The sequence below is a fragment of the Kitasatospora sp. NPDC094028 genome (assembly GCF_049543595.1).
Lineage (GTDB): Bacteria > Actinomycetota > Actinomycetes > Streptomycetales > Streptomycetaceae > Kitasatospora.
Genome location: NZ_JBMVFA010000008.1, coordinates 57,295 through 83,601, shown reverse-complemented (window position 1 = coordinate 83,601; position 26,307 = coordinate 57,295). Strand labels below are relative to the sequence as shown.

Sequence of the window (26,307 nt, the reverse complement as noted above, 5' to 3'; positions counted from 1 at the left end):
CGGGTGGTCGCTAGCCCACCGAGGAGTAGGCGATGATGCCGCGGCGGAGGCCGTCGACGGCCTTGCGGGCGGTCTTGCGGAGTTCCGCGTCCTCGCCGGCGGCGTCCTGGATCTGGCCGAGGACGTCGATGAGCTGCTTGGTCCAGCGGACGAAGTCGCCGGCCGGCATCTCGGCGTCGCGCAGGACCTGGTCGAGGCTGTGGCCGAGGGCCCAGCGGTGGGCGGCCCAGGCGAAGCCGAGGTCGGGTTCGCGCTGGCCGACTCCTTCGGCGGTGTTGATCCGGTGCTGCTCCTCCAGGGCGTCGAGGTGGCCCCAGATGCGGACCATCTTGCCGAGCGCCTCCTTGGCCGCGCCTTCCGGCACGCGCGGGGCGCCGGCGTCGTCGGACTGCCGGGACTCGTACACCAACGCCGAGGCGCAGGCGGCGAGTTCGGCGGCGGCGAGGCCGCTCCAGACGCCTTCGCGGATGCATTCGGAGGCGAGCAGGTCGAGTTCGCCGTAGAGCCGGCCGAGCCGCTTGCCGTCGTCGGTGACGGTGTCGCCGCTGAGGTAGCCGAGGTCGGTGAGGAGGCCGCAGACCCGGTCGAAGGTGCGGGCGATGGTGTGGGTGCGCGAGCGCATCCGGCGTTCCAGCAGCTCGGTGTCGCGGTGCAGCCGGTGGTAGCGCTCGGCCCAGCGGGCGTGGTCCTCGCGGTCGGAGCAGCCGTGGCAGGGGTGCTGGCGCAGTTCGGTGCGCAGCCGGGTGATCTCGGGGTCGTCGGCGGCGGCGGCGCGGCCGCGCCGGAACCGCTCGGGTTCGAGGTGGCCGGCCTTGGTGCGCAGGGCGGAGGCGAGGTCGCGGCGCGACTGCGGGCTGCGCGGGTTGAAGGACTTGGGGATGCGGACCCGCTCGATCGCCTCCACCGGGTGCGGGAAGTCGATCATCGCGAGCCGCTTGACCTGCCGCTCGGCGGTGAGCACGACCGGCCGCGGCCCGTCCTGGAAGTCGGGGTGGCGCGGGCCGCCGCGGCCGGAGCGGTTGACCGGCGGCAGGCCCGGGTCGAGGACGAGGGCGAGGCCGGCGAACTTGCCGGTGGGGACGTGGATGACGTCGCCGGGCTTGAGCTGCTCGATGGACTCGACGGCGGCGGCGCGGCGCTGGCTGGTGCCCTCGCGGGCGAGTTCGTTCTCGCGGTCCTTGAGCCGCCGGCGCAGCTCCATGTACTCGTCGAAGTCGCCGAGGTGGCAGGTCATGGACTCGCGGTAGCCGTCCAGGCCCTCCTCGTTGCGCTGCACCTGGCGGGCGAGGCCGACGACCGAGCGGTCGGCCTGGAACTGCGCGAAGGAGGTCTCCAGGAGTTCGCGCGAGCGGTGCCGGCCGAACTGGGAGACCAGGTTGACGGCCATGTTGTAGGACGGCCGGAACGAGGACTTCAGCGGGTACGTCCGGGTGCCCGCGAGCCCGGCCAGCGCCTCGGGGTCGAGGCCGCGCTGCCAGAGCACCACGGCGTGGCCCTCGACGTCGATGCCGCGCCGCCCGGCGCGGCCGGTGAGCTGGGTGTACTCGCCGGGGGTGATGTCGGCGTGGGTCTCGCCGTTCCACTTGACGAGCTTCTCCATGACCACCGAGCGGGCGGGCATGTTGATGCCGAGCGCCAGGGTCTCGGTCGCGAAGACGGCCTTGACCAGGCCCTTCACGAACAGTTCCTCGACGACCTCCTTGAACCGGGGCAGCATCCCGGCGTGGTGGGCGGCGATGCCGCGCTCCAGGCCGTCCAGCCACTCGAAGTAGCCGAGGACGTGCAGGTCCTCGTCGGGGATGTCGGCGCAGCGCTCCTCGACGATGGCGCGGACCAGGGCGCGGTCGGCGTCCTTGTTGAGCCGCAGGCCGGAACTGAGGCACTGCTGGACGGCGGCCTCGCAGCCGGCCCGGCTGAAGATGAAGGTGATCGCGGGCAGCAGGCCCTCGGCGTCGAGCCGGTCGATGACGTCGACGCGGCCCGGCGTCCAGACCTTGCCGGGACGGCCGTTGGGCATGGAGCGGCCCCGGCCGCGGCCGAAGCGGTCGCGCGGGTTGCGGTCGAGTTCGGAGCGGGCGAGCCGGACGAGCTCGGGGTTGACGGCCTTGCCGGGGTTCTTGAGGCTGTTCTTGGGCCGGCCGTCCCGGTCGGGGTTCGCGAACAGGTCGTACATCCGGTTGCCGGCCATCACGTGCTGCCAGAGCGGCACCGGGCGGGTCTCGGAGACGATCACCTTGGTGCCGCCGCGGACGGTGTCCAGCCAGTCGCCGAACTCCTCGGCGTTGGAGACGGTCGCGGAGAGCGAGACGAGGGTGACCGACTCGGGGAGGTGGATGATGACCTCCTCCCAGACGGCGCCGCGGAAGCGGTCGGCGAGGTAGTGCACCTCGTCCATGACGACGTAGCCGAGGCCGTCGAGGGTGCTGGAGCCCGCGTAGAGCATGTTGCGCAGCACTTCGGTGGTCATGACCACCACGGGGGCGTCGCCGTTGACGGTGTTGTCACCGGTGAGCAGGCCGACCTTGGCGGCGCCGTAGCGCTTGACCAGGTCGCCGTACTTCTGGTTGGAGAGCGCCTTGATGGGCGTCGTGTAGAAGCACTTGCGGCCGGACTGCAGGGCCAGGTGCACGGCGAACTCGCCGACGATGGTCTTCCCGGAGCCGGTGGGGGCGGCGACCAGCACGCCCGAGCCGGCCTCCAGCGTCTCGCACGCCTCCAGCTGGAAGTCGTCCAGCGGGAAGTCGTACAGCTGCTGGAAGCCGTACAGGGCGGAGGCCTGCTCCTTGGCCCGGCGACGGCTGGCCGCGTACGCCTCGGCGGGGCTGAGCTCCCGGTCTTCCTGGGGCTCGGGGTCAGGGGTGTTCATCGCCGTCCGGGTGTGGTTGGTGTGATCTCGCATCTCAGCGAGAGGTTACCCGGGAGGAGTGACATCGATAGCACCGTTTTTCCGGTCGGCGGGACCGCAAGGCGACGCCGTGAGATCACTCCTCTCCCAAATCCATAGTTGCAAATGTCTTCAAGTGATCGGGATCCGATCAGCTTCGGACGTCTCCGGTCATTCCCTGTGAAATCCCCCGCTCGCTCCCTACCTTCGGGTCCCACAGCCACCAACTCACGGGAGGACAGCCACGATGGCGGACCTGGAGACGTCCCTCAAGCAGGCCATGACGATCGACGGCGCGATCGGCGTCGCCCTGGTCGACTACGGCAGCGGCATGGCCCTCGGCAGCCTCGGCGACGGCAACGAGCTGGACCTCAACGTCGCCGCGGCCGGGAACACCGACGTGGTCCGCGCCAAGATGCGGGCGATGGAGCTGCTCAACCTGCACGACAACGAGATCGAGGACATCCTGATCAGCCTCACCAGCCAGTACCACATGGTCCGGCCGATCACGACGCCCGGCGGGCGCGGCCTGTTCCTGTTCCTGGCGCTCAACCGCAGCCGCTCCAACCTGGCGATGGCCCGCCACCGGCTCAAGCTGATCGAGTCCGCGCTGGAGATCTGAGCGGTCCGGCCTCGCACGCCAGGACCTGGCATACCAGGGAAGGAGGGCACCGTGACGGTGGCGCTGTACCAGGCCAAGGCCGAGTTCTTCCGGATGCTCGGCCATCCCGTCCGGATCCGGGTACTGGAGCTGCTGCAGGCCGGGCCGACGCCCGTGCGCGGCCTGCTCGCCGAGCTGGACGTGGAGCCGTCCAGCCTGTCCCAGCAGCTCGCGGTGCTGCGCCGGTCGGGCATCGTCACCGCGACCCGGGAGGGCAGCACCGTGGTGTACGCGCTGGCCGGCGGGGAGGTCGCCGACCTGCTGCGCTCGGCCCGGCGCATCCTCACCGGGCTGCTCACCGACCGGACGGTGCTGCTCGCCGAGCTGCGCGCGTCCCCAGGGCCGGGCCGGGCGCCGGCCCCGGGGCCGGGCCAGGGACAGGGACAGGCCCCGGGGCCGGCCTAGCCGTTGAGCAGCAGCGCCAGCCCGTCCGCCAGCCGCTCGTACTCGTGGGCCCGGTTGTACAGCTGGGCACTGACCCGCAGCACCCCGCCGCCCTCCCACGGGCGGACGGCGACCCGGGCGCCGAGCCGCTCCCACACCTCGGCCATCAGCGCCCGCGCCTGCGGCTCGGTCTCGGCGCACCCGGCGGGCAGCCGCACCGCGCTCATCCACACCCCGGGCGAAGCGGGCAGCGGCCGCAGGCCGCCCCGCTCGACCAGCACCCGCCCGCCGTACCGGGCGAGCCCGCCGTTGTGCGCGGCCACCGCCGGGCCGAGCCCGCGCAGCAGCGTGAGGCCGGCCGGGGCGGCCAGCCACGGCGTGTAGTCGCAGGTGCCGCGCCACTCGACGGCCGCCGGGTAGCCCCGGTCGTGCTCCCAGGAGAGGGCGAGCGGGCGGATCCGGCCGGTCCACTCGGGGCGGACGGCGAGCAGGCCGGTGGCGCGCGGGGCGAAGGCCCACTTGTGCAGGTTGCCGAACCAGAAGTCGGCGCCCGGGTCGACCGGGTCGGGCAGCATGCCGGGCGCGTGGGCGCCGTCCACGACGGTGGTCACGCCGCGGTCGCGCAGGTCGGCGAGGAGCGCGGGGGTGGCGATCAGCCGGGCGGTGGGCGAGGTGATCTGGTCGAGGACGGCGACGGCGGTCCGCTCGTCCACGGCGTCGAGCACCGCCGCGTGCACGGCCGCCTCGTCCGGCGCGTCCACCGGGAGCGTCACGACGTTCAGCTCGGCGCCGGCCTCGGCGGCCCGGCGGGCGACGGCCCGGGTGACGGCGCCGTAGCCGTGGTCGGTGACCAGGATCCGGTGGCCGGGCGCGAGCGGGATGCTGTCCAGGGCGACGGCGGTGGCCTCGGTGACGTTGTCGACCAGGGCCAGCAGGTCGGGCGCGACGGCGAGCTCGGCGGCGATCCGGGTCCGGGCCGCGGCGACCCGCTCCGGCAGGCTCCAGAAGAAGCCGTCCGGGTCCAGTTCCTGTTCGGCCCGCAGCCGCTCGCACTCCTGCTGCACCGGGACGGGCACGGCGCCGAAGGAGCCGTGGTTGAGGTGCGCCGCACCGGGCGCGAGGGTGAACATGCCCTCGGCGGCGGGCAGCGGGGCCGGGGGTTCGGCGGTCCCCAGGTCGTCCGTCACGGCTTCCTCCTTGAATCCCTGAACACTTGAATCCCTGCACACACCACACCTGCGATGTGTGACATTTCACATGACACAACCCTGGTCGGTCAACGTCCCCGGCAACCACGATCGGCCCATGACCATTGCCGACCCCTTCCTGGCCCTCGGTGCCCGCACCGGCCGGTTCACCTTCGGCGCGCCGCGCGCGTACACGCTCGCCGAGGACGGTACCCGGCTGCTGTTGCTCCGCTCGACCGGTTCGAACGATCCGATCGACCGTCTGCACCTCCTCGACGTCGAGACCGGCGAGGAGCGGATGGTCGCCGACCCGGCCGCACTGCTGCCCGGCCGCAGCGGCGACCGCGACGAACTCCCCCCGCTCGAACGCCGGTTGCGCGAACGCGTCCGGCTGACCGCCGCCGGCATCGGCGGCTACGCGGCCACCGCCGACCTCGCCGTCGCCGTCTTCACCCTGGACGGCCGCCTGTTCCGCACCGACACCGCCAGCGGCACCAGCGACGAACTCCCCGTCGCCGGGCCGGCGTTCGACCCCCGGCCGGACGCCACCGGCCAGCGGATCGCCTACGTCGCCGAGGACGCCCTCTACGTGACCCCCGGCCTCGAACCGCTCTCCCCCGCGGACGGCGCCCGCTGGGGGGTCGCCGAATTCGCCGCCGCCGAGGAGCTGTCCCGCTCCCGGGGCCACTGGTGGCGGCCGGACGGCGGCGCGCTGCTCGCCGCCCGGGTGGACGAATCCGCCCTCCCCCGCTGGCACTTCACCGATCCCACCCGCCCCGCCGAACCCGCCGACGAGCACGCCTACCCACACTCCGGCGGCCCCCACGCGGACGTCCAGCTCTGGGTCCTGGGCCTCGACCGCTCCCGCGTCCGACTGCGCTGGGACGCCGCCGAGTTCCCGTACCTCATGGACGCCTCGTGGGCCGGCCGGGACGAACTGCTGCTCACCGTCACCGACCGGCTCCAGCAGCGCGTGCTCCTGCTCAGCGCCGACCCGGCCACCGGCGCGACCGTCGAACTCTCCCGCACCACCGACGAGTTCTGGGTCGACGCCCTGCCCGGCACCCCGGCCCGGCTGGACGACGGCCGGCTGCTCACCGCCCACGACACCCCCGGGGCCCGCGGCCTCGCCCTGGACGGCAAGCCGCTGGACACCGACGGCCTCCAGGTCCGCCGGGTGGCCGGGCGGCTGCACGGCAAGCTGCTCTGTGAGACCGGTCAGGGCGACCCGGCCCACCAGTACCTCCACCTGATCGACCCGGACGGCGGCGCCCCCGAACCCCTCACCCCGCGGCCCGGTGTGCACACCGCACTCGCCGCCGGCGACACCCTGCTGCTCACCTCCGCCGATCCCACCGGCTACCGGCGCGTCCTGCACCGGGCCGGCCGGGAACTGTCGATCACCGACCTCGGCCCCGAACTCCCCTACGTCGTCCACCCGCTGCTCGCCCGGGTGACCGACCGCGGACTCCCCACCTCGGTGGTGTACCCGCGCGAGCACACCCCCGGCCGCCGGCTGCCGGTCCTGCTGGACGTCTACGGCGGGCCCACCCACCAGTCCGTGGCCCTCGACCCGCGCCGCTGGCAGCTGCGCCAGTGGTGGGCCGACCAGGGCTTCGCCGTGGTCACCACCGACAACCGCGGCACCTCGAACATCTCCCCCGCCTTCACCCGGGCCGTGTTCCGCGGCTTCTCCCGGGTCGTCCTGGACGACCAGGTGGACGCCCTGCACGCGCTCGCCGCCGACCACCCCGACCTCGACCTCGGCCGGGTCGGCGTGCGCGGCTGGTCCTTCGGCGGCTGGCTCGCCGCACTCTGCGTGCTGCGCCGCCCGGACGTCTTCCACGCCGCCTGCGCGGGCGCCCCGCCCACCGACTGGCGCCTGGCCAGCGGCGCGTACACGGAGCGCTACCTCGGCCTGCCGCAGGACGACCCCGCGGGCTACGAGGCGGACGACCTGATCCCCGACGCGCCCGGCCTGGCCCGGCCGCTGCTGCTGACCCAGGGACTGTTCGACGACAACGTCCACCCCGCGCACACCATGCTGCTCTCCCAGGCCCTCACCCGGGCGGGCCGCCCGCACACCGTGCTGCCGCTGCCGCGGGTCACCCACATGACCCCGGGGGCCGTGGAGGCGCAGGTCGTCACGGCCGAACTCGCCTTCCTGCGGAGCAGTCTGGGCTGATCCGTTGAGCTCGCCCGGGCCGGACTGGCACACTCCGCAGGAGCGCCGTCCGGCCCGGGCGGATCGACACCACGGGGGCTCGCACGTATGGAGATCAAGCGACCGGACGCGGCCGGGGGGACACACTTCACCCTGCTGACGGGCACCAACGCGGCACTCGCGTTCACCCTGGAGCTAGCGATGCTCGCGGCGCTCTGCTACTGGGGGTTCAAGACCGGCCCCAACCCGGGCGTGCGGCTGCTGCTGGGCCTCGGCGCGCCCGCGCTGGCCATCGCGCTCTGGAGCCTGTTCCTGGCCGCGGGCGGGCCGAGGTTCCCGCAGCCGCTCGCCGTGACGATCGTGCTCAAGCTGCTGGTCCTCGGCTCGGCCGGGCTCGCCCTGTACGCGGCCGGCCGGCCCGCCCTGGCGCTGGTGTACGGCGTGCTGGTGGTGCTCAGCGTGACCGTGGAGTACGGCACCAGGTGACGGCCCCCCGGAAAACGTGGAACCCGGTCGGACGCGGCCCTCGTGAGGTTCCCCGCCGCGCCCGACCGGGCGTCTGATGTCCCGCTACTCCGGGAAGTGGCACGCCGCCTGGCGCCCGCCCGCGGCGGGGGCGCCCGAACCAGCACCGCCCGACCCCGCCTCGCCCGACCCCGCCCCGACGATCCGCAGCAGTGGCCGCTCCGTGCGGCACACCTCCTGCGCCTTCGGGCAGCGCGGGTGGAAGCCGCAGCCGGCCGGCGGGTTCGCCGGGCTCGGCGGGTCGCCGAGCAGCACGATCCGCTCCCGGGCCCGCTCCGCCGCCGGGTCGGGCAGCGGCACGGCGGACAGCAGCGCCTTGGTGTACGGGTGCGCGGGCCGCCCGTACACCTCGGCCTTGTCGCCGATCTCGACGATCCGGCCCAGGTACATCACCGCGACTCGGTCGCAGACCCGCTTGACCACCGAGAGGTCGTGCGCGATGAACACGTACGCCAGGCCCAGTTCGCGCTGCAACTGCTCCATCAGGTTGACCACTTGGGCCTGGATGGAGACGTCCAGCGCGGACACCGGCTCGTCCGCGATGACCAGCCGGGGCGAGGTGGCCAGCGACCGGGCGATGCCGATGCGCTGCGCCTGGCCGCCGGAGAACTCGTGCGGGTAGCGGTCGAGGTGCTCGGGGATCAGCCCGACCAGCTCCATCAGCTCCGCCGCCCGCTTGCGCGCGTCGGCCGCGCCCGTGCCCTGCACCAGCAACGGCTCGGAGATGATCCTGGCCACCGTCTGCCGGGGGTTGAGCGAGGAGTACGGGTCCTGGAAGACCATCTGCAAGTGCCGCCGGTGCGGGCGCAGTTGCGCCTGTGAGAGGCCGCCGATCTCGGTGCCGTCGAAGGTGACGGTGCCCGAGGTCGGGTCGAGCAGCCGGACGATCATCCGCCCGGTGGTGGACTTGCCGCAGCCGGACTCGCCCACCAGCCCCAGGGTCTCGCCCGCGCCGAGGTCGAAGCTGACCCCGTCGACGGCCCGGATCGGCGCCCCGGCCTTCCCGGAACGGCTCCGTCGCCCCGGGAAGGTCTTCACCAAGTCCCGTACGGACAGCAGTGGTTCACCCATCAGAGCGCCTTTCCCGAGGACGGCACCATGGGCAGGTGGCAGGCGGCCCAGTGGCCGGTGCCGAGCGGGTCGAGCGCCGGGCGTTCGGCCAGGCAGCGGGCGTGCTCCTCGGCGGGCGCCGCGATGGTGCGGGCGCAGCGCGGCGCGAAGGAGCAGCCGGGGGCGGGGGCGATCAGCGAGGGCGGGCTGCCGGGGATGGCCCGCAGCGGCGCGTCGTCGGTGTCGTCCAGGCGGGGCAGCGAGTCCAGCAGGCCGCGGGTGTACGGGTGCGCGGGCTGCGCGAACAGCCGCTCCACCGGGGCCTGTTCGGCGGCCCGGCCGCCGTACATGACCAGGACCTCGTGGGCGACCCGGGCGACCACGCCGAGGTCGTGGGTGATCATCACGACGCCGAGGCCGCGCTCCTGCTGGATGCGGGCGATCAGGTCGAGGATCTGCGCCTGGACGGTGACGTCGAGGGCCGTGGTGGGCTCGTCGGCGATCAGCAGCTCCGGTTCGCAGGCGAGCGCCATGGCGATCATGACGCGCTGGCGCATGCCGCCGGAGAACTGGTGCGGGTACTCGTCGACCCGCCGGGCCGGCTCCGGGATGCCGACCTCGGCCAGCATCTCGACGGCCCTGGCCCGGCCGGCCTTGCGGCCCGCCCTGAAGTGCACCCGGTAGTGTTCGGCGATCTGCTCGCCGACGGTGTAGAAGGGGTGCAGGCTGGACAGCGGGTCCTGGAAGATCATCGCGACCCGCCGGCCCCGGATGACCCCCATCTCCCGCTCGCCGAGCCCGGTCAGCTCCTGCCCGTCCAGCTTGATCGAGCCGGTGACGGCGGCGCCACGGTGCAGGCCCATGACGGCCAGCGAGGTGACGGACTTGCCGCTGCCGGACTCGCCGACCAGGCCGAGGGTGCGCCCGGCCTCGACGGCGAAGGAGATGCCGTCCACGGCCCGGACGGTGCCGCGCGGGGTGTCGAAGGCGACCTTGAGGTCCTCGACGTCCAACAACGGAACAGCCATCAGTACCTCACTCTCGGGTCGACGAACGCGTACAGCAGGTCGACCAGCAGGTTCGCCACGACGATGAAGAACGCCGCGAGCAGGGTGACGCCGAGGATGACGGGCTGGTCCGAGCGGGCCAGGCCGTCGTAGAAGAGCCGGCCGACGCCGGGCAGGCCGAAGATCGACTCGGTGATGACGGCCCCGGCCAGCAGCCCGCCGAGGTCCATGCCGAAGATGGTGAGGATCGGCGTCATCGCGGAGCGCAGCCCGTGCTTGACGGTGACGGTGCGCGGCGGCAGGCCCTTCGCCCGGGCCGTGCGGATGTACGGCTCGGCCATCGCCTCGATCATCGAGTTGCGGCTCTGCCGCGCGTACATGGCCGCGTACAGCAGGGCCAGCGCGATCCAGGGCAGCAGCAGGTTGGAGGCCCACTCGACGGGGTTCTCGGTGAACTCGTGGTACGAGGGGTAGGGCAGCCACCCGGCCGTCCTGACGACGCCCCAGATCAGCATGATCGAGGTGAAGTAGACCGGCAGCGAGGCGGCACCGACCGAGAGCACCATCAGGGTCCGGTCGGCGAAGCCGCCCTTGCACAGCGCCGAGGTGACGCCCGCGCCGAGGCCGAGGAGCAGCCAGAGCACGGCCGCGCCGAGGGCCAGCGAGATCGAGACCGGCAGGCGGTCGGTGAGCAGGTCCCAGACCGGCAGCGAGTACTCGTAGGAGTAGCCGAGGCAGGGGAAGCCGCAGTGCACCGCGCTGGGGCCGGTGCCGTAGTCGCGGCCGGCGAAGATGCCCGTCAGGTAGTCGGCGAACTGCTGCCAGACCGACTTGTCCAGGCCCATCGCGGCCTTCACGTCGGCGAGCCGTTCGGGGCTGCAGGTCTTCCCGCAGGCCGCGGCGGCCGGGTCGTTGGGCAGCAGGTAGAAGATGGTGAAGGTGATGGCGCAGATGGCGAGCAGGATGCCCGCCACGCCCAGCAGGCGGCGGCCGAGGTAGAGGATCACGACCGGCCTCCCCAGGCGTCGGGACAGTGGATCACGACCGGCCTCCCCGGGGGTCGAGGATGTCCCGCAGCGCGTCGCCGAGCAGGGTGAAGGCGAGCACGGCGAGGAAGAGGAAGACCGTCGGGATGAGGAAGTACGTCGGGTCGGTCTCGTAGTACTTGATGCTCTCGGCGATCATCTGCCCCCAGGAGGAGGTCGGCGGCCGCACGCCCACGCCGAGGTAGCTGAGCGCGGCCTCGGTGGCGATCATGCCGGGGATCAGCAGCGTGGTGTACGCGATGACCGGCCCGGAGACGTTCGGCAGGATCTCCCGGGTGAGGATGCGCCAGGAGCGGGCGCCGCCGACCTTGGCGGCCTCGACGTACTCGCGGTGCTTGAGCGACAGGGTCTGGCCGCGGACGACGCGGGCGATGCCCGGCCAGGTGAACAGGCCGATGACCAGGGTGATCAGCAGGATCCGGTTGACGTCCTCGGCCACCGACATCATCGCGATCATGAAGATCAGCGAGGGGAAGGACATCGTGAGGTCCATCAGCCGGGACAGCACGGCGTCGGTGCGGCCGCCGAAGTAGCCCGCGGCGATGCCGGCCAGGGTGCCGGTGACGACGACCACGACGGTGGCGGTGAAGGCGATCAGCAGCGAGACCTGGCCGCCGTGCAGCACCCGGGCGAACAGGTCGCGGCCGGTGGTCGGTTCGACGCCCAGCCAGTGCCGGGCGCTGATGCCGCCGAAGTCGCCCTTGGGCGTGCCGCCCAGGTACGCGTCGACGGAGCGCTTGTCGAACTCCTCGGGGGACCAGCCGCCGAGCGAGCTCAGCGGGCCGGCCAGGGCGGCGGCCAGGACCAGCACGGCGACCGTGATCAGGCCGAACCGGGCCGAGCCCTTGGCCCACAGCTGGTCCCAGACCAGCCGCCACGGCCCGCGCCCGGCGGCCTTCGCGGGGGCCGCCGCCGCGGCGTCGGCCACGGCGGCGGGCTCAGAAGCGGTACTCATCGGTGCCGGCCCCTCAGCCCTGGCCCTTGGCGGGGTCCTTGAGGCCGACGGTGGCCAGGTCGATCATCCCGGCGAAGCCGGAGTTGCCGAACGCGCCGGCCACGTTGGTGCCGACCATCAGCGGGCGCCGCTGCCACATCAGCGGGACGGCGGGGGCCTTCTTCATCAGGTCCTCGTCGAGCTGGCGCCAGGCCTTGTTGGCCTCGTTCACGTCCGTCATGGCCGCGATCTGGTCCATCCGGTCCATCGTGGCCTGGTCGCGGAACTGGCTGTAGTTGCCCTGGTTGCCCTTCTCCTTGATGGTCCGTCCGTCGAAGAGGAACGGGAGGAAGGTCGCGGCGGACGGGTAGTCCGGACACCAGCCGTTGATGGTCAGCTCGGGGGCGTTCTTGGTGTCGCCGAGGGTGTCGGTGAAGGCGGACGGGTCCACGGTGTTGACGGTGACCTGCACGCCGACCTTGGACAGCGACTGCTGGATCGCCTCGGCGCGAGTCTTGTCGCCGAGCGCGACGGTGAGCCCGACCTTGAGGTCGGTCTTGCCGGCGTCCTTGAGCAGCTGCTTGGCCTTCTCCGGGTCACCGGCGACCGGGACCTTCAGCGGGTCGGCCTTGTCGCCGCCGGTCAGCGACGGCGGGAGGAAGGAGGTCGCCACATCGGTCACCGCCGGGCCGCCGAAGGCGGTCACCTGGGCCTCGCGGTCGACCGCCCACATCATCGCCTCGCGCACCTTCGGGTCGTCGAAGGGCGCCTTGGCGGTGTTCATGTACAGCATGTCGGTGCAGCCGGTCCGCTCGGCCGTCATCCGCGAGCGCAGGTCCTCCTTGGGCAGCACCTTGGCGATGGACTCGTGCTGCATCCAGGGCATGTTGATGGCGTTGGCGTCGGCGCCGTCGCTCGCGATGATCCGGTCGTCGGCCTGGCCGCCCTTGATGCCCTGGGTGACCACGATCTTGTCCGGGTACGCCTTGCGGACGGTGTCGCTGCCCTGGTCCCAGTTGGTGTTGCGGACCAGCACCAGCTGCTTGCCGCGGTCGTAGCTCTCGATCTTGTACGGACCGGAGGAGAACGGCCGGGAGTCGTACTGGGTGCCCTTCTCCTGGGACTGCGGCACCGGGGAGAAGGTCGGCAGCGTGACGGTGTCGGAGAACTCGGCGACCGGGCGCTTCAGGTGGAAGACGATGGTCTTGTCGTCCGGGGTCTCGATGCTCGCCAGGTGCTGGCCGGTGAGCGGACCCTTGTAGCCGTCGCCGTCGGCCAGGTACTGGATCGCGTAGTCGGGGCCGCCGGTGAGGTCCGGGGAGAACGAGCGCTCGACGTTGTACTTGATGTCGGCGGACTTGATCGGGCTGCCGTCCTCGTACTTGAGGCCGTCCTTCAGGGTGAAGGTCCACACCTTGCCGCCGTCCGCGGACTTGCCCAGGTCGGTGGCGAGGTCAGGGACGATCTCGCTGCCCGCGGCGCCCGGCTCGGACTTGAAGGTGGTCAGGGTCCGGTAGAGCAGCCGGGTGCCGAAGTCCATGTGCGGAACGGTCCAGTTGCGGGCCGGGTCCAGGTGGGCGAAGTCCTGGTTGGTCAGGATGTCGAGGGTCCCGCCCTTGGCCGGGGTGCCGCCGATGATCGAGCCGCTCTCCGCGCCTGGCCCCTTGGTGCTGGAGGGCGCCGCGTCGCCGCCGGTGTCGCTCTTGTCGTTCTTGCAGGCCCCGAGGCCGAGGGTGAGGGTCGCCGCGAGGGCCGCCGCGAGGGCGGCGTGGGTGCGCCTGGTCATGTAGCAACTCCGCTGTGGGTGGCCGGATCTGGCCGCTGCGCTGTGTGACCCGTAACATAGTAATGTGAAATTGCACTGCACAAGAGGTGGCGGCCGCCGTTACCGAGATGTGTCCGTGCACCCCATCTCCCCCGCCCCGCTCAGGAGTTCACCGTGACCCTCGCCCCGGCCGGCCTCAACACCGGCAGTCACGACCTGCCGGTCTCCCGCGCCCTCGACGCCTTCATGGGGCAGCACTGGGCTCCCAGCCCGCTCCCCGCCGACCAGCGGGTCCCCGGCTACGACCGTTTCCCCGGCCGCCGCGAACGGCTCTCCGCCACCTTCCCCGGCGAGCGCCTGATCGTCCCCGCCGGGCGCCTCAAGGTCCGCTGCAACGACCTCGACTACCGCTTCCGCCCGCACAGCGCGTACGCCTGGCTCACCGGCCTCACCGGTGAGGACCAGGCCGACAACGTCCTCGTCCTCGAACCCGCCGGGCCGGCCGGCCACGAAGCCGTCCTCTACCTGCGCCCGCGGTCCCCGCGCGACGGCGGCGAGTTCTACCGCGACCGCCGCTACGGCGAGTTCTGGGTCGGCCGCCGGCCCGACCTCGCCGAGGCGGCGCAGCTCACCGGCGTCCGCACCCGCCACCTCGACGAACTGCCCGCCCTGCTCGGCGGCCCGCAGCCGCCCACCCGCGTCCTGGCCGGCACCGACCCGCTGGTCGACGAGGCCACCGAGCGCCCCCGCCCCGACCTGCGCGACGCCGAACTCGCGGCCGTGCTCTCCGAGTTGCGCCTGGTCAAGGACAGCTGGGAGATCGGGCAGCTGCAGCTCGCCGTCGACCACACCACCACCGGCTTCCAGGACGTCGTCCGCGCCCTGCCCGCCGCCCTGCGCCACCCCCGCGGCGAACGCTGGATCGAGGGCGTCTTCGACCTGCGCGCCCGCGCCGAGGGCAACGGCACCAGCTACACCACCATCGCCGCCTCCGGCGCCCACGCCTGCGTCCTGCACTGGATCCGCAACGACGGCGCCCTCGACCCGAATTCACTCCTGCTGCTGGACGCCGGCGTCGAGACCGACACCCTCTACGCCGCCGACATCACCCGCACCCTCCCGCTCAGCGGCACCTTCAGCCCCGTCCAGCGCCAGGCCTACGAACTCGTCCTCGCCGCCCAGAGCGCCGGCATCGCCGCACTGCGCCCCGGCGCCCGCTTCCGCGACTTCCACCGCGCCGCCATGCGGGTGATCGCCGAAGGCCTCGCCGACTGGGGCGTCCTGCGCGTCCCCGCCGAGCAGGCCCTCGACGACGACAACGGCCTCCACCGCCGCTACACCCTCTGCGGCAGCGGCCACATGCTCGGCCTCGACTACCACGACTGCTCCCAGGCCCGGGCCGACCGCTACCTCGACGCCACCCTCGAAGAGGGCATGGTCCTCACCGTCGAACCCGGCCTGTACCTGCAGCCCGACGACGAGACCCTCCCGCTCGAACTCCGCGGCCTCGGCATCCGCGTCGAGGACGACCTGGTGATCACCCAGGACGGCGCCCACCTGATGTCCGGTGCGCTCCCCCGCACCGTCCCGGACATCGAGTCCTGGATGGCGGACCTGCTGGGCTGAACACCGCTACGCGTGCGCCGCCCGCCACAGCTCCGCGACCACCCGCTCCGCCGGGCCGTTGCGGGCCAGGCGGTGGGCGGTGCCGGCCCAGAGGTGCATCGCGGCGGTGTCCGCCCGGCGGGTCGCGGCGGCCCGCAGCGGCGCGGTGAGGTGGTGGACCTCCGGGTAGGCGGGCGGGGCGTACGGGCCGTGGCGGTCGATGAAGGCGTTGCGCAGGCCGCGGGCCGGGCGGCCGGTGAAGGCGCGGGTGACGACCGTCTCCGGGAGCTCGCCGAGCGCGGCCCGGTGCGCGGCCGAGGCGCCGGACTCGTCCGTCCGCAGCAGCGCGGTGCCGAGCTGCACCGCCGCCGCGCCCGCCCGCAGCGCCGCCGCGATGGCCGGGCCGTCGCCGAGCCCGCCGGCGGCGATCAGCGGCAGCGCCGTCACCGCCCGTACGGCGGGCAGCAGTCGGAGCAGCGGGAGTTCGCCCGGCCGGTCCGCCACCCGGTGGGTGGCGCGGTGGCCGCCGGCCTCCGGGCCCTGCACGCACAGCGCGTCCATCCCGGCGGCCTCGGCCGCCCGGGCCTCCTCCGGGGTGGTGACGGTGCCGATCTGCAGCGTCCCGGCCGCGCGCAGCGCCGCCGCCTCCGCCGGGGCCGGCAGCCCGAAGGTGTAGGAGACGACGGGCACCGGGTCGGCGAGCAGCGCCGCGAGCTTGGCCTCCCAGTCGTCCCGGTCCGGCCCGATCCGTTCGGGCAGCACCACCCCCCACCGCTCGGCCTCGGGCCGTAGCCGCTCCCGGTAGGCGGCGACGGCGGCCGCGTCCCCGGGCGGGGCGGGGACGAAGAGGTTCACCCCGTACGGCCGGTCGGTGGCCCCGCGCAGCCGCATGATCTGCTCGGCCATCGCCGCGGCGCTCTTGTACCCGGCGGCCAGGAACCCCAGCCCGCCGGCCCGGTTCACCGCCGCCGCCAGCTCCGGGGTGGAGGCCCCGCCGGCCATCGGCGCCCCGATCACGGGCAGCGCGAGTTCGGACAGCGCGAATTCGGCGGGGCGGACGGCCATCGGGGGGCTCCTCACACGGCTGCGGGTACCGGCGTCCTCACCCTACGCCTCAGCGGATCAGCCCCCGGCGGCGCGCCTCCCGGATCGCCGCCGTCCGCGAGTCGACGCCCAACTTGGTGTAGACGTGCACCAGATGGGACTTCACGGTGGCCTGGCTCAGGTGCAGCCGCTGGCTGACCTGCTGGTTGGTGAGCCCCTCCGCGACCAGGCCGAGCACCTCCGTCTCGCGGGCGCTGAGCGCCGCCGCGGGCGTGCGCATCCGCTCCAGCAGCCGGTCGGCGACGGACGGGGCGAGCGCGGAGCGGCCCGCTGCGGCGGCCCGGACGGCCTGGGCGAGCTCCTCCGGCGGCGCGTCCTTGAGCAGGTACCCGGTGGCACCGGCCTCCAGCGCGGGCAGGGTGTCGGCGTCACTGTCGTAGGTGGTGACGACGAGGACCCGCGGCGCCCCGGTACGGGCGGTGATCGCGGCGGTGGCCTGGGCCCCGTTCATCACCGAGCCGGGCCCGAACTGAAGGTCCATCAGCACCACGTCCACCCCGCCCGCGGCGGCGAGTTCGACGGCCCGCTCGGCGGTGGCGGCCTCCGCGACGATCGCGAAGTCCGGCTCGCCCTCCAGCACGGCCCGCAGCCCGGCCCGCACCACCGGGTGGTCGTCGGCGATCAGCAGCCGGATCACGGCGCCACCTCCGGGGCCCGGCCGGCCGGGGCCGCACCGACCGGCAGCTGCACGGCGACGGCCGTGCCCGCGCCGGGCGCCGACTCGACGGTGAGCGTGCCGCCGAGCGCCCGGGCCCGGGCCCGCATCGAGGGCAGCCCGAAGCCGCCACCGTCGCCGCCCGGGCGGCCCGCGACCGCCGCCGGGTCGAACCCGGCCCCGTCGTCGAACACGTCCAACGCCACCTCGCCCTCCATGTAGCTGAGCGTCACCTCGGCGTGCGAGGCCTGCGCGTGCCGGACGGTGTTGCCGAGCGCCGACTGCGCGATCCGCAGCAGCGCGACCTCCTGCGGCACGGGCAGCCGCAGCGGGTCCCCGGAGACGTGCAGGTGGACGGGCAGTCCGCTGTGCGCCGTCGTGGTGGCGCACAGCCGTTCCAGCGCGACGGGCAGCGGGTCGCCGTCCAGCGCCGGCGGGGTGAGCGCCCGGACGAACCGCCGGGCCTCGTCCAGGTTGTCCTGCGCGGCCTGCCGCGCCTGCTCGACGTACCCGGCGGCGGCCTCGGTGCGCTCGGGCAGGGCCCGCTGGGCGGCGCGCAGCAGCAGCTGGATGGAGCTGAGGCTCTGCGCCAGGGTGTCGTGGATCTCCCGGGCGAGGCGTTCGCGCTCGGCCAGCACCCCGGCGGTGTGGTGGGCGGCGGCGAGGTCGGCGCGGGCGGCGGTGAGTTCGTCGATGAGCCGGCGCCGCTCCTCGCTCTCGCGGTACAGCGCCTGGTAGCCGAGCACGGTGGCGGTGGCGACGGCGGCACCGAGCGCGGGCCCGATCGCGGCGGCCAGGCTGAAGCCGTGCTGGTGCCAGGCCCAGGCGGCGATCGCCCCCATCGCCGTCAGCCCGACCGCGACGGGCCCGCCGCGGCGCCCGAGCAGGTGCAGTTCCAGGAAGTACAGCGGGAACGCCAGCCACACGCCGTCCTGGGTGGCGACCAGCACCCCGGCCCAGGTGAGGCCGAGCAGCGCCAGCCACAGCGCGGCGGCCCGGCGCGAGCGGCGCACCGCGGCGAGGCGGGGCCCGGCCGCGTACACCACGGCCATCGCGGAGGCCGCGGCGCCGACCGCCGCCGGGTCGCCGTCCCGGCCGACCACGGCGCGGGCGACGGCGAGGACGAGCAGGCCCGCCACGAGCAGGTGCAGGCAGACCTGGAGGACGCGGGCGACGGGAGTGATACGGGGTCGTTCGGTCGCCATCCGTCCAGCCTAGGTTCCCGAGCGGGGTGCGGCATCAATCAAAAGGTTGAACTCCGCCTCTGCCCTTCGATGCCACGGATGCAATCCCCCGCGCGATGCCGAGCGGCCCCCTTCTCCGCGACGGTGGAAGCGTCGAAAGCAGCTGTGCAGAGAAAGGCTCACCGTGTTCGTCGCCTGGAGGGATCTGGGGTTCGCCAAGGGGCGGTTCGCCCTGATGGGAACCGTCATCGTGCTGATCACCGTGCTGGTCGGCATGCTGTCCGGCCTGACCGCCGGGCTCGGCCGGCAGAACATCTCCGCGATCAGCGGCCTGCCCGCCGACCACCTGGTCTTCGGCAAGCCCGCCGAGGGCCAGGAGCTCAACTTCACCGACTCCCAGGTCACCCCCGACCAGTGGCAGTCCTGGGCCCGCGAGCCCGGCGTGGCCGCCGCCCAGCCGCTCGGCATCACCACCACCAAGGCCGCCGCCGGGCAGCGCACCGCCGCGCTCTCCGCCTTCGGCGTCCCGGACGGCTCCGACCTCGCCCCGCAGGGCGGCCTGATCGCCCCGGGGAAGGCCGTCCTGTCCAGGACCGCCGCCGAGAAGCTGGGCGGCCTCGCCCCCGGCGCCGACTTCACCCTCGCCGGTCACCGGCTGCTGGTCGCCGCCGTCGACGGCGACGCCGCGTACAGCCACACCCCGGTGATCTGGACCAGCTTCACCGACTGGCAGCAGTTCGCCCCCGGCGGCGCCGGGCACGCCACCGTCATCGCCCTCACCACCACCGGCGGCACCGACCTCGCCGCCGCCGACGCCCGCCACGGCACCGAGACCCGCAGCCGCGACGGCGCCCTCGCCGCGATCGGCTCCTACACCTCCGAGAACGGCTCGCTGCAGCTGATGCGCGGTTTCCTGTTCGCCATCTCGGCCCTGGTCATCGGCGCGTTCTTCACCGTCTGGACGATCCAGCGCAGCGGCGACATCGCCGTCCTGAAGGCCCTCGGCGCCTCCACCCGCTACCTGCTGCGCGACGCGCTCGGCCAGGCCGTCCTGCTGCTGGTCCTCGGCACGGCCGCCGGCACCGCGATCGCGCTCGGCGCCGGCTCGCTGATCGGCTCCGCCGTCCCGTTCGTCCTGGACGCCCCGACCCTGTTGCTGCCCGCCGCCGTCATGATCGCCCTCGGCGCGGTCGGCGCGGCCCTGTCCATCCGCCGGATCACCTCCGTCGACCCGCTGACCGCCCTCGGGAGCGCCCGATGACCCTCGAACTCGACCGCATCACCCTGACCTACCCGGACGGCGACGGCCGGCTCACCGCCCTCGACCAGGTCTCGCTGACCGTCCCCAAGGGCTCGCTCACCGCCGTGGTCGGCCCCTCCGGCTCCGGCAAGTCCAGCCTGCTCGCCGTCGCCGCCACCCTGATCACCCCGGACTCCGGCCGGGTCGTCGTCGACGGCACCGACACCGCGGGCCTGCGCCCGGCCGAGCTCACCGCGCTGCGCCGCACCCGGATCGGGATCGTCTTCCAGCAGGCCAACCTGCTGCCCTCGCTCACCGCCGTCGAACAGCTCCAGGTGATGGCCCACCTCGACGGCCGTTCCCCGCGCAGCGCCCTCCCCCGGGCGCTGGAGCTGCTGGACGCGGTCGGCCTGCGCGACCAGGCGGCCCGGCGTCCGCACCAGCTCTCCGGCGGGCAGCGCCAGCGCGTCAACATCGCCCGGGCCCTGATGAACGACCCGACCGTCCTGCTCGTCGACGAGCCCACCAGCGCCCTCGACCACGAACGCGGCGCCGCCGTCCTGGACCTGATCACCGAACTCACCCACCGCCGGGCGACGGCGACGGTCCTGGTCACCCACGACCGCACGCACCTCACGGCCGTCGACCAGATCGCCGAGGTCCACGACGGCCGCCTGACCATTCCGGAGATGGTTTGAGCTACTTCTTGATGGCCAGCACGTCGTCCACCTTGAGCGTCACCGAAGCGCCGATCGACTCGGGCAGCGTGAACGACTGCCCGGGATGGTGGACGGCGTGAACCCGGTACTCGCTGCCCTTCGGATCAGTCAGTACCATCACGCGCTGGTTCGTCCGGTCCACGATGACGTAGACCGGCACCGCTGCTTGGGCATACAGCGGTGGCTTGGCCTTCAGATCATTCGTGAAATTCGACGACGTCACTTCCAGCACGAGGCGGAAGACCGCCGGGTCATAGCAATTGTGTTCGATCAGGTGTTCTCGGTAGTCGGCATCGACAATCGACAGATCCGGAATCGCATAGTCGGACGGTCCGCCCGGCAACCACAGACCCATCCCTTGAACCACTCGGGACTTGTCACCATGGAGCCCCGCCGCCCACAACGGGATCATAAGGTCCGTGAGCGTCTCTCCATGTGGCCCATCCGGAGGTGGCGTCACTGTGATCTGGCCTCCAAGGATCTCGACCCGGTGCCCCATGAGTCGATCGGAGATCAGCTCTGCGGCTTCGAGCAGTGTCATCTGCTCGAAGGGTTCTTCCACTGCGGCGGCGGACATGGAGTTCCTCCTGACTGCCGATGTCGAGAGCATCATCGTAGAACGCAGGCGCCTTCCGACGCCCGATCCCCACGCTCCACCCGAACGGGTGGTCTATCGCCCCTACCGGGCGCGCAGGCGCAGGCTCGGGCGGTCGCCCTCCGCCGCGTCCTGGCCGGCCCAGAGGGAGCGGACGTGGCTCAGGTGGCGGGTCATGCAGGCCTCGGCCGCGTCCGCGTCGCCGGCGATCATCAGGTCCAGCAGCTCGAGGTGCTCCTCCGCCGAGGAGACCAGCTCGCCGCGCTCGTCGAGCCGGGTGAGGCCGTACAGCCGGGAGCGCTTGCGCAGGTCGCCGACGACGTCCACCAGCCGCGCGTTGCCCGCGAGGCCCAGCAGGTCGAGGTGGAACTGCCGGTCGGCCTCCAGGTAGCCGATGAGGTCGTGCTTGCGGGCGGCCGCGACGATCGCCTCGGCCTGCGGGCGCAGCCGCTCCAGCTGCTCCTTGCTCGCCGTCCGCGCCACCCGGCCCACGGTGGGGACCTCGATCAGTGCGCGGATCTCGGTGTAGTCGTCGAGGTCACGCTCGGTGAGTTCGGTGACCCGGAAGCCCTTGTTGCGGACGGCCTCGACCAGCCCCTCCCGGGCGAGGTCGAGCATGGCCTCCCGCACGGGGGTGGCCGAGACGCCGAAGTCGGCGGCGAGGGCCGGTGCGGAGTAGACGACGCCGGGGCGCAGTTCGCCGGAGATGAGGGCCGCCCGGAGCGCGTGGGCGACCTGGTCGCGAAGCCGCTCCTGAACGGAGATCAGGGTGCGAGGTTTGAGGTCGGCCATGGTGTTCCTCCGGGTGGGTGCAGAACACCAGTGTACAATGTCACGTTACGGTGCGTGCGCGACGGCCCGCGACCCGGCCCCCCGCCCACCGCACCGCCGTCCCGTCCGTCCGTCCGCCAGTCCGTCCGTCCGTCCGTCCGCCAGTCCGTCCGTCCGTCCGTCCGCCAGTCATCGTGGCAGCGGCCGGCCGCTGCGCACAACGGCCGGCCGCACACGATCTGCTCAGCGACGCCCGGCAGTCGGCCCGTCCTCGGCGGAAACCGACGACCGGTACACCTCCGCCGCCACCGCCAGGTCCTCCCAGGCCATCCCGACGCTCTTGAAGAACCGCGGCCGCCCCTCCGGCACGGCGGCGTCGCCGCGCACCAGCTCGGCGAGGTTCCACAACTGCCGGCCGCCGACGCCCGCCATCAGCAGGTCCCCGGCCTCCCGGACCGCCACCGCCCGCGCCTCCACGTACAGTTCGGCCCGCCGGACCAACTCCTCGTCCACCTCCCGCGCCGCCGGCTCGTGCGAGCCGACCGCCGCCACCGCCGCGTGCCCGGGCACGGCCGCGCCGTCGAACAGCGGCGTGCGCGCGGTGGTGCAGCACACCACCAGGTCCGCCGAGGCGACGGCCGCCGGCGTGCCCGCCGACGCCGCCAGCCCGAGCCGCCGCCCGTACGCGGCCAGCGCCTCGGCCCGGGCGGCGTCGCGCCCGACCACGGTGAGCCGCCGCAGCGGCCGGACGGCGAGCAGCGCGTCCAGGTGCCCGTACGCCTGCGGCCCGGAGCCGAACAGCACCAGGTGTTCGGCCTGCGGCACCGCGAGCCGCGCCAGCGCAGCCGCCGTCACGGCGGGCGTGCGCAGCGCCGTGAGCGCCGCGCCGTCGAGCAGCGCGAGCGGCTGCAGCGTCGGCCCGTCGAGCAGCAGGTAGCTGCCGGTGATCCGGGGCAGGCCGTGCGCGGGGTTGGCGGGCGCGACCCCGGCGATCTTGACGCCGGCGTACGGCCCGGCGGCGGCCGGCATCATCAGCAGCTCCCCGGCCGGCACCGGTACGGCCGATCGGGCGGGCGCCGTCTCCGGGTCGAACCCGTCGCGCAGCACCCGCTCGATCGCCCCCACCGCCTCGGCGGGCCCGACCCCGCCGGTGCCCGGTACGGCGTACTGGAGCGGCGCAACCGCCGTACCGGGCGGCTTGGTTGTGGCCTCCACCGAAAGGTTCACAGCAGGAACCCCGCCCCCAGCTCGTCGCCCGCCTCCAGGACGAACCCGTGCTCGCCCGTCCGATACGCCGTGCCGGTGACCTCGGTGACGACGCCCGCGCTGGGGGCACCTCCCGGCCGCCAGGCTGGGGGAGGGTCGCCGCCGGCGAGCACCCGCCCGTCGAACACCGTCCCGATGATCGACTCGTGCCGCAGCCGGTCCCCCGGCCCGAGCCGCCCCTCGGCGGCGAGCACCGCGAGCCGGGCGGAGGTGCCGGAGCCGCAGGGCGAGCGGTCGATCTGCCCGTCCGCGAAGACGGTGACGTTGCGCTGGTTCACCTCGCCGTCCGAACCGCCCTCCGAGGGCGGTTCGTCGTGGAGGATCACCCCGTACACCCCGGACAGCCGCGGGTCGTCGGCGTTCGCCACCGCCGCCGAGCCGGCCAGCGCCGCCCTGATCTCCCGCCCCACAGCGGTGAGTTCGGGCAGCAGCGCCGGCTCGACGGCGAGCCCGAGAGCGGCCGCCGGCACCGAGGCGTAGCACGCCCCGGAGTGCGCCACGGCGACCTCCACCACGCCCCGGGAGGTCTCCACCGGCAGCTTCAGCTCGGCCACCCGGGTGGGGACGTTGCGGAAGGTCACGCCCGTGGTCCGGCCGCCCGCCCGGTGCACCAGCGCGGTGACCCGCCCGGACGGCACGTCGATCCGCACCGGCGCGACGCCGTCCGCCGGGGCCGCGACCAGCCCGGAGTCGACGGCCCAGGCGCCGAGCGCGATGGTGCCGTGGCCGCAGGCCGTCGAGTAGCCGTCCTTGTGCCAGAACAGCACGCCCAGGTGCGCCCCGTCGTCGTCCGGCGGCACCAGGAACCCGCCGTACATCCCGGCGTGCCCGCGCGGCTCCTGCACCAGCAGCCGCCGCACGGCGTCGAGTTCGCCGGGCCGGGGCGCGGTGGCGGTGCCGCCCGCGCCGAGCGCGATGGCCCGGCGTTCGGCGACGGTGTCGCCGGGGATCGGCGGCGTGCCGTCCAGCACGATCCGGAACGGCTCACCGGCCGTGTGGTAGTCGACGGTCCGCACGTACATCAGGCACCCCCGCCGGGGAGCACGCTGATCGTCCGGCTCGCGGTGTAGAACTCCAGGGCCGCGCGGCCCTGTTCGCGCTCGCCGTGGCTCGCGCCCTTGGCGCCGCCGAAGGGCAGGTGGAAGTCGACCCCGCTGGAGGGGGCGTTGACCCGGATCATGCCCGCGTCCAGCCGGTCCGCGGCGGCCAGGGCCGCGTCCAGGCCGCGGGTGTGCACGGAGGTGGCGAGGCTGTGCGGGGTGTCGTTGGCGAGCGCGATGGCCTCGTCCAGGTCGGCGGCCGCGTGCAGGACGGCGATCGGGCCGAAGAACTCCTCGCTGGCCAGCGGGTGTTCGGCCGGCACGTCGGTCAGCAGGGTCGGCTCGACGAACCAGCCGGGCCGCTCGGGCGCCCCGCCGCCGGTGAGCACGCTCGCCCCGGCCGCCACGGCGGTGGAGACGGCGCCGGTCAGCCGGTCCCGCGCGGCGGCGTTGATCACCGGTCCGCACACCGCGTCGTCGACCGCCGCCAGCGCCTTGACCAGCGCCTCCCGCAGCGGCTCGTACGCGGCGCCGACCGCGATCACCCGGCTGGTGGCGGTGCACTTCTGCCCGGCGTACCCGGCGATGGCGGCGGCGATGTGCGCGGCCGCCAGCGCCACGTCCGCGTCCGGCAGCACCAACGCGGCGTTCAGCCCGCCGAGTTCGGCCTGCACCGGCACGCCGCGACCGGTGGCGGCGGCCACCACGGCCCGGCCCACGCCGGTCGAGCCGGTGAAGGAGACCACGTCGGCGGCCGCCACCAGCGCCTCGCCCTCCTCCGCGCCGCCGGGCACCACGGTGAGCACCTCCGCCGGCAGCCCGGCCTGCGCGGCCAGCTCCGCGAGCCGCAGCGCGCAGGCCGTCGCCTCGGGCGCCGGCTTGAGGACGACCGTGTTGCCCACCGCGAGGGCCGGGGCCGCCTTCCAGCTCGGGATCGCCAGCGGGAAGTTCCACGGCGTGATCAGCCCGGCCACGCCGTACGGGCGGCGCCGGGTGAGCAGCAGCCCGGGCCCGCCGGCGGTCTCGTGCACCTCCCCACCGGGCGCGTACGGCGCCTGCGCGTAGTAGCGCCAGATCGCGGCCGTGCGGGCGACCTCGCCGCGCGCCTCGGCCGGCGGCTTGCCGACCTCGCGCACGATCAGCGCGGCCAGCTCGTCGGCGTGCGCGTCGACGGCGTCGGCGATCCGGCCGAGCGCCGCGGAGCGGACGCCCGCGCCGGCCGCGAGCCAGTCGCGCTGCGCGGTCCGGGCCCGCGCGACGGACGCCCGCACGGCCTCGGCGCCGAGCCCTTCGACGGCGATCACGAGGTCGCTCGGATCGGCGGGGTTGTACGAGGCGATGATCACAACTGCCAGCCCTTCAAAGGTCGTTCAGCGCACTTCTAGGCGGTTCGGGGTGACTCAGAGCAGGAACCCGGCCGGGAACGGGTCGCTCGGGTCGAGGAAGTACTGGGCCGTCCCGGTGACCCAGGCCCGGCCGGTGACGGTGGGCACCACGGCGGGCCGCCCGGCCACCTCGGTCTCCTCGACGAGCCGCCCGGTGAAGGTCGTCCCGATGAAGGAGTCGTTGCGGAAGTCCCGGCCGAGCGGGAGTTCACCGCGGGCGTGCAGCTGCGCCATCCGCGCCGAGGTGCCGGTGCCGCACGGCGAGCGGTCGAACCACCCGGGGTGGATGGCCATCGCGTGCCGGGAGTGCTCGGCGGTGGAGCCGGGGGCGAGCAGCTGGACGTGGTGGCAGCCGTGGATGGACGGGTCCTCCGGGTGCACGGGTCGGTCCGGGCCGGCGTTGATCGCGGCCATCAGCGCGAGGCCGGCGTCCAGGATCTCCTGCTTGCGCTCGCGCTCGAACGGCAGGCCGAACTCGGCGAGCGGCAGGATGGCGTAGAAGTTGCCGCCGTACGCGAGGTCGTAGCCGACCGTGCCGTAGCCCGGCACCTCGATCTTGCGGTCCAGCGCGACGGAGTAGGAGGCCACGTTGCGGATGGTCACGGCCTTGGCCGCGCCGTCCTCGACCAGCACCTCGGCGATCACCAGCCCGGCCGGGGTGTCCAGCCGCACGGTGGTGACCGGCTCGACGACCGGCACCATCCCGGTCTCGACCAGCACCGTCGCCACCCCGATGGTGCCGTGCCCGCACATCGGCAGCAGCCCGGAGACCTCGATGTAGAGCACGCCGAAGTCGGCGTCCGGCCGGGTGGGCGGCTGCAGGACGGCCCCGCTCATCGCGGCGTGGCCGCGCGGCTCGTACATCAGCAGCGTACGGAAGTGGTCCAGGTGCTGCTGGAAGTGCACCCGGCGCTCGGCCATGGTGGCACCGGGGATGACACCGAACCCGCCGGTGATGACCCGGGTCGGCATGCCCTCGGTGTGCGAGTCGACGGCGTGGAACACATGACGGCTGCGCATGACGCACAACTCCCGTGGGGTGATGATCGGTTGGGTCAGGACGGGCCGCCCCCGCGGTCGGCCGTCCGGGTCCGGTCCGGCCGCCCCGGCGGCCGGTCGGTGGGGCCCGACCCGGC

23 protein-coding genes are annotated in these 26,307 nt (G+C 73.8%); 7 read left to right on the top strand and 16 right to left on the bottom strand.

The window, feature by feature from the left end:
* Positions 1-10: 10 nt before the first annotated feature.
* Positions 11-2,866 carry a DEAD/DEAH box helicase gene (locus ACPC54_RS15105; RefSeq protein ID WP_498965382.1) on the bottom strand — a complete coding sequence of 952 codons (2,856 nt, stop codon included), beginning with the start codon at positions 2,864-2,866 and terminating at the stop codon, positions 11-13.
* 265 nt (positions 2,867-3,131) lie between these two features.
* Between ACPC54_RS15105 and ACPC54_RS15100 the strand changes: the two genes are divergently transcribed.
* Both ACPC54_RS15100 and ACPC54_RS15095 read left to right on the top strand, forming a co-directional pair.
* Positions 3,132-3,506: a hypothetical protein gene (locus ACPC54_RS15100; RefSeq protein WP_498965094.1), complete on the top strand. Its 375-nt coding sequence runs from the start codon at positions 3,132-3,134 to the stop codon at positions 3,504-3,506.
* Positions 3,507-3,557: 51 nt separating this feature from the next.
* Positions 3,558-3,950 (top strand): ArsR/SmtB family transcription factor, encoded by a 393-nt coding sequence (locus tag ACPC54_RS15095; protein ID WP_498965092.1) that lies wholly within the window; start codon positions 3,558-3,560, stop codon positions 3,948-3,950.
* Here ACPC54_RS15095 and ACPC54_RS15090 read toward each other — a convergent pair.
* Positions 3,947-5,116 (bottom strand): aminotransferase class V-fold PLP-dependent enzyme, encoded by a 1,170-nt coding sequence (locus ACPC54_RS15090; RefSeq protein ID WP_498965090.1) that lies wholly within the window; start codon positions 5,114-5,116, stop codon positions 3,947-3,949. The genes ACPC54_RS15095 and ACPC54_RS15090 overlap by 4 nt on opposite strands.
* 118 nt (positions 5,117-5,234) lie before the next feature.
* On the opposite strand from ACPC54_RS15090, the gene ACPC54_RS15085 reads away from it, so the two are divergent.
* On the top strand, positions 5,235-7,301 hold the full coding sequence (locus ACPC54_RS15085) for a S9 family peptidase (RefSeq protein WP_498965088.1): 2,067 nt from the start codon (positions 5,235-5,237) through the stop codon (positions 7,299-7,301).
* An 87-nt stretch (positions 7,302-7,388) separates the two neighbouring features.
* On the top strand, positions 7,389-7,766 hold the full coding sequence (locus ACPC54_RS15080; protein WP_498965086.1) for a YrdB family protein: 378 nt from the start codon (positions 7,389-7,391) through the stop codon (positions 7,764-7,766).
* An 84-nt stretch (positions 7,767-7,850) separates the two neighbouring features.
* Here ACPC54_RS15080 and ACPC54_RS15075 read toward each other — a convergent pair whose 3' ends face one another.
* From ACPC54_RS15075 to ACPC54_RS15055, 5 genes are read right to left on the bottom strand one after another with little or no spacing between them, the layout of a single operon-like run.
* A complete protein-coding gene (locus tag ACPC54_RS15075; RefSeq protein WP_498965084.1) occupies positions 7,851-8,876 on the bottom strand; it encodes an ABC transporter ATP-binding protein in 1,026 nt (341 codons plus the stop codon).
* The gene (locus ACPC54_RS15070) at positions 8,876-9,883 is read right to left on the bottom strand and encodes an ABC transporter ATP-binding protein (protein ID WP_498965082.1); all 1,008 of its coding nucleotides are present in this window, start codon (positions 9,881-9,883) and stop codon (positions 8,876-8,878) included. Before ACPC54_RS15070 ends, ACPC54_RS15075 begins: the two co-directional genes overlap by 1 nt.
* A complete protein-coding gene (locus tag ACPC54_RS15065; RefSeq protein WP_498965080.1) occupies positions 9,883-10,869 on the bottom strand; it encodes an ABC transporter permease in 987 nt (328 codons plus the stop codon). Before ACPC54_RS15065 ends, ACPC54_RS15070 begins: the two co-directional genes overlap by 1 nt.
* Positions 10,870-10,900: 31 nt before the next feature.
* Positions 10,901-11,863 carry an ABC transporter permease gene (locus ACPC54_RS15060; RefSeq protein ID WP_498965078.1) on the bottom strand — a complete coding sequence of 321 codons (963 nt, stop codon included), beginning with the start codon at positions 11,861-11,863 and terminating at the stop codon, positions 10,901-10,903.
* 13 nt (positions 11,864-11,876) lie between these two features.
* On the bottom strand, positions 11,877-13,628 hold the full coding sequence (locus ACPC54_RS15055) for an ABC transporter substrate-binding protein (RefSeq protein WP_498965076.1): 1,752 nt from the start codon (positions 13,626-13,628) through the stop codon (positions 11,877-11,879).
* A 153-nt stretch (positions 13,629-13,781) separates the two neighbouring features.
* On the opposite strand from ACPC54_RS15055, the gene ACPC54_RS15050 reads away from it, so the two are divergent.
* Positions 13,782-15,233 (top strand): aminopeptidase P family protein, encoded by a 1,452-nt coding sequence (locus ACPC54_RS15050; RefSeq protein ID WP_498965074.1) that lies wholly within the window; start codon positions 13,782-13,784, stop codon positions 15,231-15,233.
* 6 nt (positions 15,234-15,239) lie between these two features.
* On the opposite strand, the gene ACPC54_RS15045 is transcribed toward ACPC54_RS15050, so the two are convergent.
* Genes ACPC54_RS15045 through ACPC54_RS15035 form a run of 3 tightly spaced genes read right to left on the bottom strand, consistent with a single transcriptional unit; the run spans position 15,240 to position 18,176 of the window.
* On the bottom strand, positions 15,240-16,277 hold the full coding sequence (locus ACPC54_RS15045) for a nitronate monooxygenase (protein WP_498965072.1): 1,038 nt from the start codon (positions 16,275-16,277) through the stop codon (positions 15,240-15,242).
* A gap of 49 nt (positions 16,278-16,326) precedes the next feature.
* Positions 16,327-16,953 (bottom strand): response regulator transcription factor, encoded by a 627-nt coding sequence (locus ACPC54_RS15040; protein WP_498965070.1) that lies wholly within the window; start codon positions 16,951-16,953, stop codon positions 16,327-16,329.
* On the bottom strand, positions 16,950-18,176 hold the full coding sequence (locus tag ACPC54_RS15035; RefSeq protein WP_498965068.1) for a sensor histidine kinase: 1,227 nt from the start codon (positions 18,174-18,176) through the stop codon (positions 16,950-16,952). The genes ACPC54_RS15040 and ACPC54_RS15035 overlap by 4 nt, the downstream gene beginning before the upstream one ends.
* Positions 18,177-18,339: 163 nt before the next feature.
* Here ACPC54_RS15035 and ACPC54_RS15030 point away from each other — a divergent pair, with 163 nt between their 5' ends.
* Positions 18,340-19,416 (top strand): ABC transporter permease, encoded by a 1,077-nt coding sequence (locus tag ACPC54_RS15030; RefSeq protein WP_498965066.1) that lies wholly within the window; start codon positions 18,340-18,342, stop codon positions 19,414-19,416.
* The gene (locus tag ACPC54_RS15025; RefSeq protein WP_498965064.1) at positions 19,413-20,093 is read left to right on the top strand and encodes an ABC transporter ATP-binding protein; all 681 of its coding nucleotides are present in this window, start codon (positions 19,413-19,415) and stop codon (positions 20,091-20,093) included. The genes ACPC54_RS15030 and ACPC54_RS15025 overlap by 4 nt, the downstream gene beginning before the upstream one ends.
* A 1-nt stretch (position 20,094) precedes the next feature.
* On the opposite strand, the gene ACPC54_RS15020 is transcribed toward ACPC54_RS15025, so the two are convergent.
* From ACPC54_RS15020 to ACPC54_RS14995, 6 genes are all read right to left on the bottom strand, one after another.
* A complete protein-coding gene (locus ACPC54_RS15020) occupies positions 20,095-20,691 on the bottom strand; it encodes a Uma2 family endonuclease (protein ID WP_498965062.1) in 597 nt (198 codons plus the stop codon).
* Positions 20,692-20,793: 102 nt separating this feature from the next.
* Positions 20,794-21,501 carry a GntR family transcriptional regulator gene (locus ACPC54_RS15015; protein WP_498965060.1) on the bottom strand — a complete coding sequence of 236 codons (708 nt, stop codon included), beginning with the start codon at positions 21,499-21,501 and terminating at the stop codon, positions 20,794-20,796.
* A gap of 222 nt (positions 21,502-21,723) precedes the next feature.
* Complete coding sequence (locus ACPC54_RS15010; RefSeq protein WP_498965058.1) at positions 21,724-22,707, bottom strand: ornithine cyclodeaminase family protein; 984 nt, start codon at positions 22,705-22,707, stop codon at positions 21,724-21,726.
* Positions 22,704-23,768, bottom strand: a complete 1,065-nt coding sequence (locus ACPC54_RS15005) for a proline racemase family protein (RefSeq protein ID WP_498965056.1) — start codon at positions 23,766-23,768, stop codon at positions 22,704-22,706. Before ACPC54_RS15005 ends, ACPC54_RS15010 begins: the two co-directional genes overlap by 4 nt.
* The gene (locus tag ACPC54_RS15000) at positions 23,768-25,132 is read right to left on the bottom strand and encodes an aldehyde dehydrogenase family protein (RefSeq protein ID WP_498965054.1); all 1,365 of its coding nucleotides are present in this window, start codon (positions 25,130-25,132) and stop codon (positions 23,768-23,770) included. Before ACPC54_RS15000 ends, ACPC54_RS15005 begins: the two co-directional genes overlap by 1 nt.
* Before the next feature lie 54 nt (positions 25,133-25,186).
* Positions 25,187-26,191: a proline racemase family protein gene (locus tag ACPC54_RS14995; protein WP_498965052.1), complete on the bottom strand. Its 1,005-nt coding sequence runs from the start codon at positions 26,189-26,191 to the stop codon at positions 25,187-25,189.
* Positions 26,192-26,307: the final 116 nt, after the last annotated feature.

Excerpts from the sequence above, each read along its gene's own strand:
- ACPC54_RS15105 (WP_498965382.1), bottom strand. The coding sequence starts at position 2,866 with ATGAACACCCCTGACCCCGAGCCCCAGGAAGACCGGGAGCTCAGCCCC.
- ACPC54_RS15100 (WP_498965094.1), top strand. The coding sequence starts at position 3,132 with ATGGCGGACCTGGAGACGTCCCTCAAGCAGGCCATGACGATCGACGGC.
- ACPC54_RS15085 (WP_498965088.1), top strand. The coding sequence starts at position 5,235 with ATGACCATTGCCGACCCCTTCCTGGCCCTCGGTGCCCGCACCGGCCGG.
- ACPC54_RS15080 (WP_498965086.1), top strand. The coding sequence starts at position 7,389 with ATGGAGATCAAGCGACCGGACGCGGCCGGGGGGACACACTTCACCCTG.
- ACPC54_RS15075 (WP_498965084.1), bottom strand. The coding sequence starts at position 8,876 with ATGGGTGAACCACTGCTGTCCGTACGGGACTTGGTGAAGACCTTCCCG.
- ACPC54_RS15070 (WP_498965082.1), bottom strand. The coding sequence starts at position 9,883 with ATGGCTGTTCCGTTGTTGGACGTCGAGGACCTCAAGGTCGCCTTCGAC.
- ACPC54_RS15060 (WP_498965078.1), bottom strand. The coding sequence starts at position 11,863 with ATGAGTACCGCTTCTGAGCCCGCCGCCGTGGCCGACGCCGCGGCGGCG.
- ACPC54_RS15055 (WP_498965076.1), bottom strand. The coding sequence starts at position 13,628 with ATGACCAGGCGCACCCACGCCGCCCTCGCGGCGGCCCTCGCGGCGACC.
- ACPC54_RS15045 (WP_498965072.1), bottom strand. The coding sequence starts at position 16,277 with ATGGCCGTCCGCCCCGCCGAATTCGCGCTGTCCGAACTCGCGCTGCCC.
- ACPC54_RS15035 (WP_498965068.1), bottom strand. The coding sequence starts at position 18,176 with ATGGCGACCGAACGACCCCGTATCACTCCCGTCGCCCGCGTCCTCCAG.
- ACPC54_RS15025 (WP_498965064.1), top strand. The coding sequence starts at position 19,413 with ATGACCCTCGAACTCGACCGCATCACCCTGACCTACCCGGACGGCGAC.
- ACPC54_RS15020 (WP_498965062.1), bottom strand. The coding sequence starts at position 20,691 with ATGTCCGCCGCCGCAGTGGAAGAACCCTTCGAGCAGATGACACTGCTC.
- ACPC54_RS15015 (WP_498965060.1), bottom strand. The coding sequence starts at position 21,501 with ATGGCCGACCTCAAACCTCGCACCCTGATCTCCGTTCAGGAGCGGCTT.
- ACPC54_RS15005 (WP_498965056.1), bottom strand. The coding sequence starts at position 23,768 with ATGTACGTGCGGACCGTCGACTACCACACGGCCGGTGAGCCGTTCCGG.
- ACPC54_RS14995 (WP_498965052.1), bottom strand. The coding sequence starts at position 26,191 with ATGCGCAGCCGTCATGTGTTCCACGCCGTCGACTCGCACACCGAGGGC.